The sequence below is a fragment of the Raoultibacter timonensis genome, assembly GCF_900240215.1.
GTDB classification, from domain to species: Bacteria; Actinomycetota; Coriobacteriia; order Coriobacteriales; family Eggerthellaceae; genus Raoultibacter; species Raoultibacter timonensis.
Window position 1 is genome coordinate 563,481 of the sequence record NZ_LT964679.1, and the last position, 15,317, is coordinate 578,797.

A 15,317-nucleotide genomic window follows, 5' to 3' on the forward strand; every position below is an offset into this window, starting at 1 on the left:
GGCTGCGGCCGCCCAGGCCAAGGGCATGCCCGCCGCGCCGCCGAAGGCAGCGCCGACCGGCAAAGCCAAGACGGTGGAGAAGGACAAGGACGATCCGTTCGCCAACGTGGGTCGCAACGATCCGTGTCCGTGCGGCTCGGGCAAGAAGTACAAGAAGTGCCACGGAGCGAATCTGTAGTAACATGGCTGATAGGGAACTGAAGGATATCGAAGAAGTGGCCCGGCGCGTCGTCGACGCGAAGGGGTATCTGCATATCGAGCAGAAGATCGAGGAACTCGGCGCCCTCGACGAGACCATCGCGTCGCCGGGATTCTGGGACGATGCGGCGCATGCCTCGGAGGTGTCGAAGCGGGCGAGCAACTTGCGCGATACCATCGACGAGTACAACGAAGCCGAGGCGCTTCTCGAGGATGCCCGCGCGGCTCTCGAGCTCGCAGCCGAGGACCAGGCGTTCGAGGAGGAGGCGGCAGACGCGCTCGACGCGCTCGACGCGCTGCTCGATCGACTCGAGGTGTCGTCGTGGTTTTCGGGCCGCTTCGATGCAGGCGACGCCATCCTCACGGTCAATCCCGGTTCGGGCGGCCTCGAGGCCCAGGATTGGACCGAGATGCTCTACCGCATGTACTCGCGCTACGCCGAGAAGAAGGGCTGGAAGGTGCGCGTGCTCGATCTTGTGCCAGGCAACGGCATCGGGCTCGATAAGGCGACGATCCAGGTTGAGGGCAAGAACGCTTACGGCATGCTCAGAAGCGAATCCGGCGTGCATCGTCTCGTGCGCATCTCGCCGACCGACGACAAGAAGCGCCGCCATACGACGTTTGCGGGCGTGGAGGTGCTGCCGGTGCTGCCCGACGACATCGAGATCGACATCAACCCCGCCGACGTGCGCGTCGACGTGTACCGATCGAGCGGGCCGGGCGGCCAGTGCGTGAACACGACCGACTCGGCGGTGCGCTTGACCCATGTGCCTACGGGCATCGTGGTTACGTGCCAGAACGAGAAATCGCAGCTTCAGAACAAGGAGGCGGCGTTCAAGGTGCTCCGTGCGAAGCTCTTCGAGCTCGAGGAGCGCAAGCGCGAGGAAGAACTCGAAGAGCTGCGGGGAGAGCGTATGGAGAACTCTTTCGGCAGCCAAATCCGCAACTACGTATTGTATCCTTACCAATTGGTGAAAGACGTGCGCAGCAACATCGAGACGGGCAACGTCGATGCGGTCCTCGACGGGGAAATCGACGAGTTCGTGCTCGGCTACCACAAGTGGCGCGTTACGTCGTAGCGAACAGGCGAGAGAAGAAGGGCGGGCATGGAAGCAACCGAGGTCGAACAGAGGGCGCGAAACATCCGCGAGAACATCGTGAGGATGATCGCCGAAGCAGGTAGCGGGCATCCGGGAGGATCGCTTTCCTGCGCCGATATCCTGACGGCGCTCTATTTCGGGGGCGTGCTCGACCACGACCCCTGCGATCCGAACGACCCCGACAGGGATTACTTCATCCTGGGCAAGGGCCATGCCGCCCCCGCCCTGTACGCGACGCTCGCCGAGGCGGGGTACTTCCCGGCAGACGAGCTCATGACGCTGCGCAAGCTCGGCAGCAGGCTGCAGGGCCATCCCGATTCGAACCTGCTCGAAGGCGTCGAGGTTTCCACCGGCTCGCTCGGCCAGGGGCTGTCCATCGCCGCNTCCGGCCGTCAGGGCGATCCGGGCGTCACGCAGTTCTACCTTTCGCTCGAAGACGACCTCATGAGGCTCTTCGGCGGCAACCGCATGGATTCCATCGGCCGCATGATGGAGAAGACCGATCTCTCCGAGGATACGCCTATCCAGGCGGGCATGGTTTCCAAGGCCATCGAGAGCGCTCAGCGCCAGGTGGAGAGCATGCACTTCGCAGCCCGTAAGAACGTCCTCGAATACGACGACGTCATGAACCTCCAGCGCGTCGCGATCTACGAGGAGCGCAACGCCATCCTCGACGGCAAGGATCTGACCGACCGCATTCCCGAGATCATCCGCGACGCCGCCGAAGGCGTCGTTGCCGAGAACTGCCCCGAGAAGGTGCCTTCCGACGATTGGGACTCCAAGGCAGTCGAGCTCTGGGTCGCCAACATGTGCGGCCGAACCGATTTCGAGGTGGCCGCACTCGATCACGACGACGATCCCGACGAGGTCCTCGAGGGCATCGTCGAATTCTTGCAGGGCGTCTACGACGAGAAGACCGAGATGCTCGGCGCGGAGGCCATGAAGAACCTCGAGGCCCAGGTTATGCTGCGCATCATCGATACGAAGTGGATGGCGCACCTCCAGGAGATGGATTACCTCAAAGCGGGCATCGGCCTGCGCGCCTTCGGGCAGCGTGATCCGCTCGTCGAATACAAGAACGAGGCGTATTCCGCGTTCGAATCGCTGACCGTTTCGATGTACGAGGATTTCCTCCGTACGCTTTTGCGCCTGCAGATCGCGGTGAAAGAGGTTCCCGAGGAGAGAAACCCGCTCGACGGCAAGGTGAGCTATTCGTCGCCCGAGGCGACCCTCACCGATAACTCGACCACGGCTCAGCGCACGCAGGCTGCGGCCGCCCAGGCCAAGGGNGAGGGCCAGGTGTGGGAAGCGGCGACGTTTTCGGTTCACAAGCGCCTCGGCAACCTCGTGGCCATCGTCGATGCGAACGGCCTGCAGATAGACGGTGCCTGCACAGACGTGTGCGCTACCGACAATCTGGGCGAGAAGTTCGCAGCGTTCGGCTGGGAGGTATCCTCGGTTGACGGCCACGACATCCCTGCGCTCATCGAGCTTCTTGGCACCCTGAAGGCTGCGGGCGGAGACGTGCCCCACGCGGTCATCGCTGCAACCGTCAAGGGCAAAGGCGTATCGTTTATGGAAAACCAAGCAGGCTGGCATGGCAAGGCCCCGAACGCCGAGGAGCTCGCAGTTGCCCTTGCCGAGCTCGGCGTGGAAGGAGCCGACCGTGGTTAAGTTCGCATCGCCCGAAGAAGCCTCGCAGAAAAAGGCAACCCGTGCTGCGTTCGGCGCCACGCTCGCCGAACTGGCGGCGGAGGGCCTGCCCGTCGTGGCGGTCGACGCCGACCTGTCGGGTTCGACCACAACCAAGAAATTCGCAAGCGCCGCACCTGAAAACGAGGACAGGCTCTTCAATGTCGGCATTGCCGAGCAGAACATGATCGGCGTGGCGGCAGGCCTCGCGCTCACCGGCCATATCGCCTACACCGGCTCGTTCGCCGTGTTCGGTACGGGCCGCGCTTACGATCAGATTCGCAACACCGTCGCCTATTCCAAGCTCAACGTGAAGATCGCCCCCACGCATGCGGGCATCTCAGTAGGGCCGGACGGCGGCAGCCATCAGATGCTCGAGGACATCTCGCTCATGCGCGGCCTTCCGCACATGACGGTGCTCGTTCCCGCCGATTACGCGGCAGCGCGCGCCGCCATCAGGCTCGCGGCTGAAACGCCGGGTCCGGTGTACGTCCGCATGGGCCGCGCATCGGTGCCGTGCGTGTACGCTACCGACGTCGAACTCGAGGTGGGGCGCGCCTACGTGCTGCGCGAGGGCGCGGATGCGACGGTCGTTGCCTGCGGCGTCGAGATCGACGAGGCGATGAAAGCCGCTGAAGCGCTTGCTGCGGAAGGTATATCCATCGAGGTCGTCGATGCGTTCTCCGTCAAGCCGCTCGATCGTGCCACCATCGTTTCCTCGGTCGAGAAGACCGGATGCGCGGTTGTCGCCGAGGAGCATTCCGTCATCGGAGGCCTCGGGTCGGCCGTAGCGGAGGTCCTTGCCGAAGAGCACCCCGCACCCTGCGAGTTCGTCGGCATGCGCGACACGTTCGGCAAGTCGGGCGAGTTCTCCGAGCTGATGGCGTACTTCTCGCTCGATGCGGCCGCCATTGTTGAAGCTGTGAAGAAGGCGATGGCCAGAAAAGCGATCTGCTAGAATTACGGCGTCTCAGTATATCGACTATTCGAACGGAGCACTCTGTGACAAACGACAACACCTTTGGGGCTCCTGCGCGCACGGGCGCGCACGCCGGGCGTCCGAGGCAGGCTGCGTCGCAACTATCTGCGTCGCTGCCCATGCTCGACGTTGACGACATGCCCCAGCCCATGGGTACACCTGTCATCACGTTTGATCATGTGACCAAGATATACCCCGCGCAGCCCAACAAGCCCGCCCTCGACGACATCACGCTGCAGATCTACGCTGGCGAGTTCGTCTTCCTCGTGGGTCATTCCGGCTCGGGCAAATCTACGTTCATCCGCATGCTCATCCGCGAGGTGAAGCCCACGCAGGGTCATATCTACGTGGCGGACGAGGACCTTTCGACCATGCGCAACTGGCGCGTGCCGTACCTTCGCCGCAACATAGGCTGCGTGTTCCAGGACTTCAAGCTGCTTCCGAACAAAACGGTGTTCGAGAACGTGGCGTTCGCGCTCGAGGTAATCGGCAAGAGCCGCCACGTCATCAAAACTCAGGTTCCCGAGGTGCTTCGCCTCGTCGGCCTGCAGGACAAGCTCAACAAACGCCCCGATCAGCTTTCGGGCGGCGAGCAGCAGCGCGTGTCGATCGCGCGCGCCATCGTGAACCGCCCCCCGTTGCTTATCTGCGACGAGCCGACCGGCAACCTCGATCCGCAGACGTCGCGCGGCATCATGGACCTGCTCGAACGCATCAACCGTACGGGTACGACCGTGCTCGTCGCCACGCACGACCGCGAGATGGTCGACAACATGCGCAGGCGCGTTATCGCGCTCGACAAGGGCCACTTAACCCGCGACCAGGATAGGGGGGTGTACGGTTTCGATGTCTAGTCTGCTGTATTTCCTCAAGGAGTCGCTGACCGGCTTCACGCGCAACCTTTCGACGGCCCTCGGGTCCATCGTGACGATCTTCTTGTCGCTGCTGATCATCGGCATCTTCCTTATCGGCGGCTTCATCGTCGAGAACGTCGTGTCGTCGGTCGAGGACAAGGTGTCCATCTCGGTATGGCTTTCCGACGATGCGTCCGATTCCGACATCACCACGCTGCAAAACTACATCCAGGGTCTCGAGGGGGTCGAAAGCGTCGGCTTCACGACGAAGGACCAGGCGCTCGAGAACTTCCGCAACTCGATGACCTCGAACCCTGAGATCGTCGATCAGCTCGACGGCCAGAATCCGCTACCCGCCTCGATCGAGGTAGAGCTTGCCGATCCGCAGATGGTCGAGACGATCGCAGGCCAGATCCAGAGCAACGATACGTTCACCAAGATCTGCGACAATCCCGCCGATCCGGCCGATTCGCTCAAGTACGGCCAGAAGAGCGTCGAGCGTCTGTTCTCGCTCACGAACTACATCCGCTACATCGGCATCGCGCTCATCGCGCTCTTGATCTTCATCGCAATGGTGTTCATCAACAACACCATCAGGCTTGCCATCCTCGCGCGCCGCAAGGAGATCGCCATCATGCGCCTCGTGGGCGCCTCCAACGGGTTCATCCGCGGGCCGTTTCTGATGGAGGGCGCGCTGCATGCCATCATCGGATCGCTTCTCGCGGTGGGATCGCTCGAGCTTCTGCGCTCGCTCGTGTTCCCCAAGATCTCGTCGGCGCTCGTGTGGCTTCCGCTTGATCTCGGCGGATCGACGACGTTCATGATCTATGCGATCCTCGTCGTGGCGGGTCTTGTCATCGGCCTTCTCGGCTCGGCGCTCGCGATGCGCCGCTACCTGAAGGTGTAGTCGTCTTCGAGGCGAATACGACATGGCCAAGCACGGCGAAACAAACAAGCTCAAAGCTGCGGGCGCACGCAATGCACGGATCATCAGGATACTGACGGCCTGCATTTGCGTGTGCCTCGCCTTCGCTGCCGGATTTCTCGTTCGCGGGGATCAGGGGCTGTTGAAGAGGATCGGCTTCGAATCGCTCATCGTCGCGGGCGAGCAGAATCCCGGCATGACGGTTTCGGGCAGCACATACAGCTCCCTTTCGGCGCGCGTCGCCGAAGTCGAGGGCATCCTCGCCAACGACAGCATGGATTCCTACGACCTCGATGAGACGACTTCGCAGATCCTTGCCGCCTATGCCGCGTCGACCGAAGATCCGTATCTCCGCTATTACGACGAATCGCGCTACCAAGCCTTCATCAAGGAAAACTCGAGCAAATACGGCGGCATCGGCGTGTTGTTCTCCGAATACAACGGACGCGCCTACGCAGTCGACGTGTTCGAGGGCTCCACGGCCGACGCCAACGGGGTGGAGCAGGGCGATTTCGTCGTCGCCATCGACGGCGACCGCAACCAGGAATGGTCGATGAACGAGGTCATCAACGCGCTTGCGCGCGACGAGGGCGAATCGGTCGTCGTTACCTGGCGCAGGCCGGCGAGCATGGATGCGGAGGGCGGCGACGAATTCTCGACGACGCTCACGACGGGCGTCTACAAGGAGCAGAACCTTGCAACCGAGCTGCACGATCAGGTTGGCTACATCTCGCTCAAGCAGCTGACCCAGCAATCGGCCGATCTTGTCGAGAAGGCGGTCAGCGATCTCGAGGAGCAGGGTGCCCTTTCGTTCGTGCTCGATATACGAAGCAATCCGGGCGGATACCTCACCCAAGCGGTCGATATCGCCTCGTTGTTCATGAGAAGCGGCGTCGTCGTCGAGATCGAGACCGTGCGCGAAAGCCCCAGTACGAAATCGGTCGCCAATAGCACGACGGTTACGGACAAGCCGCTCGTCGTGCTCGTGGACGGCAACACCGCCGCCGCTGCCGAGGTGCTCACCGCTGCGCTGCAGGACAGTCAGCGCGCGACGGTCGTGGGCACGACGACCATGGGTAAGGGATCGGTTCAGCGCGTGCAGAAGCTCAGCTTCGGCGGGGCTTTGCGCTATACCGCCGCTTACTATAAGACTCCGCTCGGTCGCGACATCAACGATGTGGGGATCGCCCCCGATATCACGGTCGATAGCGACGGCGACGAGGAAACCGACAACCAGAAGCAGTTTGCGATCGAAACCGCCCAGTCGCTCGTGGAGCTGTAGGCTGCAATGGGCAGGCGCCGCGCACCGTCGAAGCGGAAAACCCGTCGCAATCCGCGCAGCAACCCCCGCGGCGTCCTGCGCGTGTCGGCTGCGGGATACGGGTTCGTGCAGACGGCCGAGGGCGAGTTCTTCGTGCCGGCGTCGAAGATGGGAGGCGCGTTCGACGGCGATATGGTCGAGATAGCGCCGACGCATGTCAACCCCCAGCACAAGCAACCCCACAAGGCGCACGGCAAGCAGGGCGATAAGCCTTCGGGCAGGGTCGTTCGCGTGGTGAACCGCGCCCACGAGAGCGTCGTCGGCCGCTACGAGGTGGCCGAGCCCTTCGGCGTCGTGGTGCCCGAGGACCGGCGCATACCCTACGACATTTTCACGATGCGCAAGGACTATCCGCACGTACGGGACGGCGATGCGGTGCGCGTGCGCATCACGACGTACCCCTCGCGCAACGAGGCCGCTACGGGCATCATCGAAGAGGTGATCGGCCGAGCCGAGGACGAGGATCTCGCCATCGACATGATCGTCGCCCGCCATAAGCTCGAGACGGCATTCTCGGACGCCTCGATCGAGCAGGCCGAAAAAGCCGAGGTCGACGTGGCGGGCGCTTTGGGCGAGGGCTACCGCGATCTCAGGGACCGGTTCGTCTTTACGATCGACCCTGCCGACGCTCGCGATTTCGACGACGCCATCTCAATCGACGAGGTCGACGGCCTCGTGCGCCTCGGCGTGCACATCGCCGACGTGTCGCACTATGTGCCGTGGAACTCTTCGATCGACCTCGATGCCCGCCGCCGCGCGACGAGCGTATACCTTGTCGACCGCGTGATCCCGATGCTGCCCGAAGAACTCTCGAACGACATCTGCTCGCTCAAGCCGGGAGAGCCGCGCCGGGCGATGACCGCCGATATGTTCCTCGACGGCTCCTTCGAGGTGAAGCGGGCGACTTTCTATCCTTCGGTCATCGAATCGAAGGTCCGCCTCAGCTACGAGGAGGCCCAGGAGGCGCTCGACGGGGACGGGGGCGCTTCGATCGACGAGGCGCTGGCCGATAAGCTGCACCGGCTGCATGAGGTCGCCTGCGGTTTGGCCGACGCGCGCCGACGCGCGGGCGGCATCGATTTCGATACGACCGAGGCGAAGGTGAGGCTCGATTCGGGCGGCGAGCCCGAGGCGATCGTGTTGCGCCGCCGCACCGATGCGACCGAGATGATCGAAGAGGCGATGGTGCTCGCGAACAATCAGGTCGCCTCCTATCTCAGCGAACGGGGGTTTCCGAGCGTCTATCGCGTGCACGAACCGCCTTCGCCCGAAAGCCTCGCCGAGCTCGTACCCGTGCTGCAGGAATTCGACTACCTCAAAACCGTTTCCGCCTCGGCGTTTTCGGCCGGAAGCCCGACTGCCATTCAGGCGGTGCTCGGCCGCGCTGCCGGAAGGCCCGAGGCCGAACTCGTCTCGACGCTCGTGCTCAGATCGATGAAGCGGGCAGAGTACAAAAGCGAATGTGGGCCCCACTTCGGGCTCGCGAGTGATGCCTATACGCATTTCACAAGTCCGATCAGGCGCTATCCCGATCTTATCGTGCACCGTATGCTCAAAGCGCAGCTGTTCGGAAAACCCGGCACCTTCGAGCAGCAAGTGCACAGCCTCGCCTGGCTCGCAAAGCATTCCTCCGAGATGGAACGCATCGCCGAGGCGGCTGCGCGCGAATCGCAGGAGTACAAGATGATCGAGTACCTTTCCCGCGATGTGGGAGCCGCATTCAATGCGGTGATAGCGGGCGTGGCGAGCTACGGCTTCTTCGTGCGGCTCGAGAATACGGCGGAGGGCCTCGTTCCCTTAAAAGAGCTCGGAGCCGAGTACTTCGCCCTCGACGCGAGGCGCCACCAGCTTGTCGGCCAGGAAAGCGGAACGGTGTACCGGCTGGGACAGCGCGTCCGCGTGGTCCTTGAAGCCGCATACCCGCGCGAGCGCAAGCTCGATTTTCGCCTTGCACCGCGCGGGCGATAGCGCCTCTGCGGTCTTGCGTTCGCCACCACGCGGTCGAGCTGGTATAATTCCCGAGAAGAAAACGAACGATACGGGAGTGCGGGCGGAAGAATGCATGCAGCCATGAAGAGAATCATCGCAATCGCATCGGCGTGCGCGCTGTGCCTTGCGCTCGGCGCCTGTTCGGATGGAGGCGATTCTTCGGCTCCCGAGGACGAGCCCGCCTACGAGAAGCGCTCCACTGTCGAATACTCAGTCGCCGACGCCGTCGGCGAATACAAGCAGGGCGATCTGAGCGGCGCGAGCTATCGCGTGGCGGTTCCCGCCGATACGGGCGACGACGAGCTCAAAGCGGTATTTTCGGACGTCGTGGCGGGGGGGGGGTCCGACGTGCCTACCCCGTGGGTCTACCGCGGTGCCCCCCCGACGGACGGCAGCGAAGCCCTCGANATCCGGCGGAGACCGCATCGACGATCCCGCCAACCCCCGCACCGGCAGCCCGGAAAAGGCGGGTGCCGATCTTAGCCTGGCGGCGGATAGGGTTTGCTTCGCAGGGTTTTCATCGTTGTGTTGCAGATTCGGGCTTCCGATGGGCCAATCGGGGGTTCGCGCGTGCGGTGTACGGCGGCATGCGGATGGGGTCGAAGCTGTGATCAGGCGCTATCCGAAGGCGGGCACGTTCGGTGTTCAGACGCGCATTCCCAAGCGCAACACAACGATGAAAAACCCGTAACGGCCGCGCACGGATCTTGGCGCGTACTTGCGTGCGCGAGCTGAGGAAAACCGTGCGCCTGGATTTCGCTTGCCTGGGTTCGGCCGTGGCTGCGCCTGATCTCTCGGGTTCGGACGTCCAGGACGTCCATAATCTTCCGAGTGATATTTGAAGATTCGGACCGAAACGTGGTCTTTTCTCAAAATTAGTTTGATAATCAAACTAATTAAGCTACCATGATGCGGTCTTGAAACCGTGCGGCTGTCCGGCTGCATCTTTCCGGCCGTCGGCCGGTAGGACACGAGAGAAGGTTTGAACATGAACATAGCCATCGTCACCGACTCGACGTGCGATTGGTCGCCCGAAGAGTACGAGCAGAACAACGTCGTCATGGTTCCCCTGAAGATTCAGGTGGGAGAGCAGACGCTGCTCGATCAGGTGGAGCTCCCCTCCGAAGAATTCTACGACCGCATGTTGGCTGCATCCGAGATCCCCATGACATCGCAGCCCTCGCCGGGCGATTTCGTCGCCGTATACGAGCGTTTGGCGGGCGAGGGGTTCGATGCCGTCGTCTCGCTGCATCTTGCGCCCGTGCTTTCGGGCACGCTCGCATCTGCCGAGATGGCCGCAAAGAACGTCGACATTCCCGTTGCCGCGATCGATTCGAAAAACGCCACATCGAGCCTTGGTCTGCTCGTTGAGAAGGCGTGCCGCATGCGCGACGGGGGTGCGGAGTTCTCCGCGATCGTCTCTGCGCTCGAGGCTGCAACGGAGAAAACGCACCTCTACCTCGCTCCCGAGTCGACCGACAACCTCGTTAAGGGCGGCCGCATCACCGAGGAGCAGGCGCAGGGTGCGGCTATGCTCAACATCAAGCTCGTGTTCGCCCTCGACGAGACGGGACGTCTCGTCAATCTCGACAAAGTCAAGGGATCCAAGGGCATCATCAAGCGCTTCGTCGAGGCGGCGGTTGCTCATGCCGAAGAATACGGCCCGCTCAGGCTTCGCTTCATGCACGCGCGTAACGGCGGCGAGGTCGAGAAGCTCATCGATGCACTCGAAGCCGAGGGCATCGAGTTCGAAGTTGCGGGAATCGATTCGTGCGGCGCAACGGTTGCAACCCATGCGGGTATCGGCGTAATCGGCATGGCCGTATCGCCGGCAAACGGGTAAAATGGTACCGAAGCGAACGGATGGGAGCGATGACCGAAGAGAACAGACAACCCGAACAGGTGCAGGAGCCTCTGAGCGAGGGGGCCCTCAAGCGCCGTGCGGAGCTCGACGAGCTCCTTTCGAGCACGTTCAATTCGGTGCTTCGCACCGAAGAGAAATCCCTCCAGAACAAGCTGACCGAGGGATTGACCATCACCGAAATCCACACGATCGTCGCTGTCGGGCTGCATGAGACCAATCCCATGAACGTGGTTGCGGCGCGTCTCGGCGTCACGCTCGCCACGCTGACGACGGCGGTCAACAAGCTCGTCGACAAGGGCTTCATTACAAGGACCCGCTGCATCGACGATCGCCGCAAAGTGCTCATCTCGCTGACCAAGCGCGGCAAGCAGGTATACCGCGCTCACGGCCTGTTCCATCGCAGGATGATCAACGAGGCCTTGGCCGAGCTCGACGAAGAGGAAGAGCGTGTGTTCGCGCATGCGCTCGTCAAGGTCAAGGCTTTCTTCGACGAACAGGATTGAGCGGAGCGTCTGCAGAAATCGTGGAACCCCTTGCTTGATTGCAGCAGAGTCGTAGTATTGTTTTCGGCAAAAGCTTAGACTATCAAACTATTTGCTTAACAAAAGAAATTGAAACGGCTTGGCGAAAATGCTGAGCAGGGAAAACCGTCTGGCGAAAACGTCTGACGGAAGCGAGAAAGGACGAATATGGCTACGTTGGACACCGTCAAGGAAGTGCTCGCCGAGAATCTCGACATCGAGGGCGATCAGGTTACCGAGGAGGCGACGCTCGACTCGCTCGGCATCGACTCCCTCGATATGGTCGAGCTCATCTGCGACATCGAGGAGAAGTGCGATATCGAGTTCGGCGAGCCCGAGGGCATCTCCACGATCGGCCAGCTCGTTGCGCACATCGACTCCCTCAAGTAGGGGATTCGCATGAAGACGCGGGTAACCGAGCTTTTAGGCATCGAGCACCCCATCATCCAGGGGGCTATGGCGTGGGTCGCCAATGCGAGTCTTGCAGGTGCGGTCAGCGAGGCGGGCGGCTTGGGCATTATCGCCGCCGGCGGCGCCCCGCTTTCCTGGATCGAAGAGCAGGTGCGCATAGCGCGGACGATGACCGATAAGCCCATCGGCGTGAACATCATGCTCATGAACCCCGAGGCTTCCAAGATCGCCCAGCTGCTCGCCGACTTGCGCGTCGACGTTATCACAACCGGCGCGGGAAGCCCGTCGACCTACATCGGTATGTGGAAGGAGGCAGGCTGCAAGGTCGTGCCCGTCATCGCGTCGAGCGCGCTTGCCGCACGCATGGAGCGCTGCGGAGCCGATGCCGTTATCGCTGAGGGGTGTGAGGCGGGCGGCCATATCGGGGAGCTTACCACGATGGCCCTTGTGCCTGCGGTACGCGATGCGGTTTCCATACCCGTTATCGCCGCAGGTGGCATAGCCGACGGACGAACCATGGCCGCCGCCTTCGCCCTCGGAGCGGAGGGCGTGCAGGTGGGTACGAGGTTTCTTACGGTCGACGAATGCACGATCAGCGATGCGTACAAAGAGCGCGTCGTGGCTGCCAAGGATTCCGATACGATCGTGACGGGCCGCGCCGGCGGGCATCCCGTCCGCGGCCTCAAGAACGCCTTCTCGCGCAAGGTCAGGATGCTCGAAGGTGATCCCACTGCCGATAAGGCAGAGCTCGAGGCGCTGTACTCCGGATCGCTCAGGCGCGCTGTCGAAGGCGATACCGACAACGGCTCGATGATGGCGGGGCAATCCGCCGGGATCGTGCGCGAGCGGAAAACCGCGCGCGAGGCCATCGGCGATATCGTACGCGAAGCCGAAGCGGTCGGCGGCCTCTCGCTTGTCGAAACGGCCGAACACAACGCCGCTCGGGCGCTGTCTCGAAAGGATGCATGATGGGGTTTTCGGTCGACTCGGCCAAGCCCGTGTTCATGCTGTCGGGTCAGGGTTCGCAAGCCGTCGGCATGGGGGTCGATCTTATGGGGCTGCCCGAGGTGCGAGAGGCGTTTGCCTGCGCTTCCGATGCGTTCGGATTCGATGTGGCTCGCCTCGTTGCGCATGGTTCGCCTGAGGAGATTTCCCAAACCCGCCATGCGCAGGCTGCGATCGCGGCGCTGTCGGTGGGCATCGCCCGCGNTCGGGCATGCTCGATATGGAAGATACGTTCGAACTCGCGGCCCGGCGGGCTGCCCTCATGGGCGAAGCCGCCGCCGCGCATCCGGGTGCCATGTGCGCGCTGCTCGGCGCAGAGGAAGCATCGGCGCGCGAACTGTGCGAAGAGTGCGCGATGGGCGAGGTGCTGGTGGTAGCCAACTGCAACTGTCCGGGTCAGATCGTCGTTTCCGGAACGAGGGAGGCGATCGGGCGCGCACAGGAAGCGTGGGGGGCTCGCAAAAAACGCGCTGCGCTGCTCGCCACCGAGGGCGGTTTTCACAGCCCTCTCATGGCCGAGGCATCCGTTGCGTTTGCGGCGTATCTCGCTACGGTCGAGTTCGCCGATGCGCGCATTCCGCTTGTCTGCAACGTCGACGCAAAGCCGCTATCGGCCGCCGATGCGCCCGAGCACCTTGCGCGCCATCTAGTGGAGCCGGTGCGCTTCGACCGAAGCGTGGCGCTTCTGGCGCAAGCGGGAGCCACCGATTTCATCGAAACCGGATTCGGGGGCGTGCTTATCGGGCTGGTGAAGCGCATCGACAAGAGCCTCGTTCGGTCGATCGTGCAGGACAGGGCGGGGTTCGAGGATGCATGCGAGCACTACGGCGCCCGGGCGGCGGGCGAGCCGTCGGCGAATTAACGCACCGATTTCGAAAAGGATAGTGATGGAAACGAAGATAAACGATGCCGCGGGAGCCGAAACGGTCGTGCGGCGGGCAGCGGTGGTGACGGGCTCGAGCCGGGGAATCGGTCGGGCGATCGCAGCCGAGCTCGCCCGCTCGGGAATGGACGTCTGCGTGAACTGCTCCTCCGAATCGGGCTTGCCCGCTGCTGAAAGCGCGGCGGCGCATCTGCGCGACGCATACGGTGCGAACGCCATTGCCGTGCGCGCCGACGTGTCGAGCGCGGACGAGGCGAAACGCCTCGTCGATGCGGCGTACGAAGCGTTCGGTCGGCTCGACGTGCTCGTAAACAACGCGGGCATCACGCGCGACGGGCTTGCCGCCCGTATGAAGGAAGACGATTTCGACGCCGTGATCGCCACGAATCTCAAAGGGGCGTTCAACTGCTGCAAGGCTGCAACGAGCTACATGATGAAGCAGCGCTTCGGCCGCATGATATTCATGGGAAGCGTTGTCGGGCTTGCGGGGAACGCGGGCCAGGCGAACTACGCTGCGTCGAAGGCGGGGCTCGTGGGTCTCGCGAAGTCGCTTGCGAAGGAACTTGCGGGGCGCAACATCACGGCCAACGTGGTTGCGCCCGGGTTTATCGGAACCGATATGACCGACGCCCTGTCCGAGAAGCAGCAGGCGGCCATTCTCGATCGTATCGCGGCGAAGCGGTTCGGCGCACCCGAGGACGTGGCGGCGCTCGTCGGATTCCTCGCAGGCGAGCGTGCAGGCTACATCACCGGCCAGGTCATCGGAGTGGATGGGGGAATGTCGCTATGATCGCAGACGGCAAAAGAACGCGCAAGCCCGACGGCACCCACCGCGTGGTCATCACCGGCACGGGCGCCATCTCGCCGGCCGGCGTGGGCGTCGACGCCCTGTGGGAAGCAGTCATGGAAAAGCGTTGCTGCATCGGGTCGCTTACCCGGTTCGAGAGCGAGCCGTTCGACGTTAAAATCGCGGGCGAGATCCCCGATTACGATCCGATCGCTTTGGGCCTTACCAAGAAGGAAGTCCATCGTCTGGCCCGCTTCGTCCAGTACGCCTACATCGCTTCCGACGAGGCGATGGCCCAGGCGGGCTTCGATATGGAAGCCGAGGACCGGGCGCGCATCGGATGCGCGTTCGGATCGGGCATCGGGGGTCTCGAGGCGTTCGAGCAGGGAAGCGTCACCCTCAACACCAAAGGGCCCAAGCGCGTGATTCCGCTGTTCATACCCACGGTTATCTCGAACATGGCTGCGGGTAACCTCTCGATCCGCTACGGACTTTTGGGCGAATGCACCAATGTGGTGACCGCTTGCGCTACGGGAACCCACTGCATCGGCACCGCGTATCGATGCATCAAGCACGGTTATCTCGATGCGGCGCTCGCCGGCGGTACCGAAGAAAGCGTGACGCCCGTAACCTTGGCGGGCTTCGGGAACCTCGGGGCGCTCTCCAAAGCCTCCGATCCGATGCGGGCGTCGACGCCGTTCGATGCCCGCCGCAGCGGGTTCGTTGCCGGGGAGGGTGCGGGTGCGGTTGTGCTCGAGTCGCTCGAGCAATGTCTCTTATACACGTCT

Annotated in this window: 14 protein-coding genes and 3 pseudogenes; all 17 read left to right on the forward strand. The window is 62.8% G+C overall.

The window, feature by feature from the left end:
* Positions 1-25: 25 nt before the first annotated feature.
* On the forward strand, positions 26-178 hold the full coding sequence (locus C1722_RS17775; protein WP_102377833.1) for an SEC-C metal-binding domain-containing protein: 153 nt from the start codon (positions 26-28) through the stop codon (positions 176-178).
* Between the two features lie 4 nt (positions 179-182).
* On the forward strand, positions 183-1,277 hold the full coding sequence (gene prfB / locus C1722_RS02385; RefSeq protein ID WP_102377834.1) for a peptide chain release factor 2: 1,095 nt from the start codon (positions 183-185) through the stop codon (positions 1,275-1,277).
* Positions 1,278-1,304: 27 nt separating this feature from the next.
* A pseudogene (locus C1722_RS02390) lies at positions 1,305-1,802 on the forward strand (preprotein translocase subunit SecA); the annotation flags it as partial.
* 27 nt (positions 1,803-1,829) lie between these two features.
* Positions 1,830-2,441, forward strand: a pseudogene (locus tag C1722_RS17780) (preprotein translocase subunit SecA); the annotation flags it as partial.
* A gap of 147 nt (positions 2,442-2,588) precedes the next feature.
* Positions 2,589-2,972, forward strand: a pseudogene (locus C1722_RS17785) (transketolase); the annotation flags it as partial.
* Complete coding sequence (locus C1722_RS02400; RefSeq protein WP_102377835.1) at positions 2,965-3,948, forward strand: transketolase family protein; 984 nt, start codon at positions 2,965-2,967, stop codon at positions 3,946-3,948. The pseudogene C1722_RS17785 and the gene C1722_RS02400, both read left to right, overlap by 8 nt.
* Positions 3,949-3,992: 44 nt before the next feature.
* A complete protein-coding gene (gene ftsE / locus C1722_RS02405; protein WP_102377836.1) occupies positions 3,993-4,823 on the forward strand; it encodes a cell division ATP-binding protein FtsE in 831 nt (276 codons plus the stop codon).
* The gene (gene ftsX / locus C1722_RS02410; RefSeq protein ID WP_102377837.1) at positions 4,816-5,730 is read left to right on the forward strand and encodes a permease-like cell division protein FtsX; all 915 of its coding nucleotides are present in this window, start codon (positions 4,816-4,818) and stop codon (positions 5,728-5,730) included. The genes ftsE and ftsX overlap by 8 nt, the downstream gene beginning before the upstream one ends.
* Before the next feature lie 22 nt (positions 5,731-5,752).
* Positions 5,753-7,030 carry a S41 family peptidase gene (locus C1722_RS02415; protein ID WP_102377838.1) on the forward strand — a complete coding sequence of 426 codons (1,278 nt, stop codon included), beginning with the start codon at positions 5,753-5,755 and terminating at the stop codon, positions 7,028-7,030.
* A gap of 6 nt (positions 7,031-7,036) precedes the next feature.
* A complete protein-coding gene (gene rnr / locus C1722_RS02420; protein ID WP_102377839.1) occupies positions 7,037-9,037 on the forward strand; it encodes a ribonuclease R in 2,001 nt (666 codons plus the stop codon).
* 1,009 nt (positions 9,038-10,046) lie between these two features.
* Positions 10,047-10,901: a DegV family protein gene (locus tag C1722_RS02430; protein WP_102377841.1), complete on the forward strand. Its 855-nt coding sequence runs from the start codon at positions 10,047-10,049 to the stop codon at positions 10,899-10,901.
* 29 nt (positions 10,902-10,930) lie between these two features.
* Positions 10,931-11,425 carry a MarR family winged helix-turn-helix transcriptional regulator gene (locus tag C1722_RS02435; protein ID WP_102379496.1) on the forward strand — a complete coding sequence of 165 codons (495 nt, stop codon included), beginning with the start codon at positions 10,931-10,933 and terminating at the stop codon, positions 11,423-11,425.
* Positions 11,426-11,611: 186 nt separating this feature from the next.
* Positions 11,612-11,833, forward strand: coding sequence for an acyl carrier protein (locus C1722_RS02440; protein WP_102377842.1), 222 nt, complete (start codon positions 11,612-11,614; stop codon positions 11,831-11,833).
* A 9-nt stretch (positions 11,834-11,842) separates the two neighbouring features.
* Positions 11,843-12,823 (forward strand): nitronate monooxygenase, encoded by a 981-nt coding sequence (locus C1722_RS02445; protein ID WP_102377843.1) that lies wholly within the window; start codon positions 11,843-11,845, stop codon positions 12,821-12,823.
* A 256-nt stretch (positions 12,824-13,079) separates the two neighbouring features.
* Positions 13,080-13,721: an ACP S-malonyltransferase gene (locus C1722_RS02450; RefSeq protein WP_244902412.1), complete on the forward strand. Its 642-nt coding sequence runs from the start codon at positions 13,080-13,082 to the stop codon at positions 13,719-13,721.
* Positions 13,722-13,746: 25 nt separating this feature from the next.
* Positions 13,747-14,532 carry a 3-oxoacyl-[acyl-carrier-protein] reductase gene (fabG, locus tag C1722_RS02455; protein ID WP_102377844.1) on the forward strand — a complete coding sequence of 262 codons (786 nt, stop codon included), beginning with the start codon at positions 13,747-13,749 and terminating at the stop codon, positions 14,530-14,532.
* Positions 14,529-15,317, forward strand: a 789-nt coding sequence (locus C1722_RS02460) for a beta-ketoacyl synthase N-terminal-like domain-containing protein (protein ID WP_280522929.1), incomplete at its 3' end; no start/stop codon positions are given. The genes fabG and C1722_RS02460, both read left to right, overlap by 4 nt.

Bases quoted from the DNA above. Each gene is read 5' to 3' on its own strand.
- C1722_RS17775 (WP_102377833.1), top strand. From the start codon at position 26: ATGCCCGCCGCGCCGCCGAAGGCAGCGCCGACCGGCAAAGCCAAGACG.
- prfB (WP_102377834.1), top strand. From the start codon at position 183: ATGGCTGATAGGGAACTGAAGGATATCGAAGAAGTGGCCCGGCGCGTC.
- ftsX (WP_102377837.1), top strand. From the start codon at position 4,816: ATGTCTAGTCTGCTGTATTTCCTCAAGGAGTCGCTGACCGGCTTCACG.
- C1722_RS02415 (WP_102377838.1), top strand. From the start codon at position 5,753: ATGGCCAAGCACGGCGAAACAAACAAGCTCAAAGCTGCGGGCGCACGC.
- rnr (WP_102377839.1), top strand. From the start codon at position 7,037: ATGGGCAGGCGCCGCGCACCGTCGAAGCGGAAAACCCGTCGCAATCCG.
- C1722_RS02430 (WP_102377841.1), top strand. From the start codon at position 10,047: ATGAACATAGCCATCGTCACCGACTCGACGTGCGATTGGTCGCCCGAA.
- C1722_RS02435 (WP_102379496.1), top strand. From the start codon at position 10,931: ATGACCGAAGAGAACAGACAACCCGAACAGGTGCAGGAGCCTCTGAGC.
- C1722_RS02440 (WP_102377842.1), top strand. From the start codon at position 11,612: ATGGCTACGTTGGACACCGTCAAGGAAGTGCTCGCCGAGAATCTCGAC.
- C1722_RS02445 (WP_102377843.1), top strand. From the start codon at position 11,843: ATGAAGACGCGGGTAACCGAGCTTTTAGGCATCGAGCACCCCATCATC.
- C1722_RS02450 (WP_244902412.1), top strand. From the start codon at position 13,080: ATGGAAGATACGTTCGAACTCGCGGCCCGGCGGGCTGCCCTCATGGGC.
- fabG (WP_102377844.1), top strand. From the start codon at position 13,747: ATGGAAACGAAGATAAACGATGCCGCGGGAGCCGAAACGGTCGTGCGG.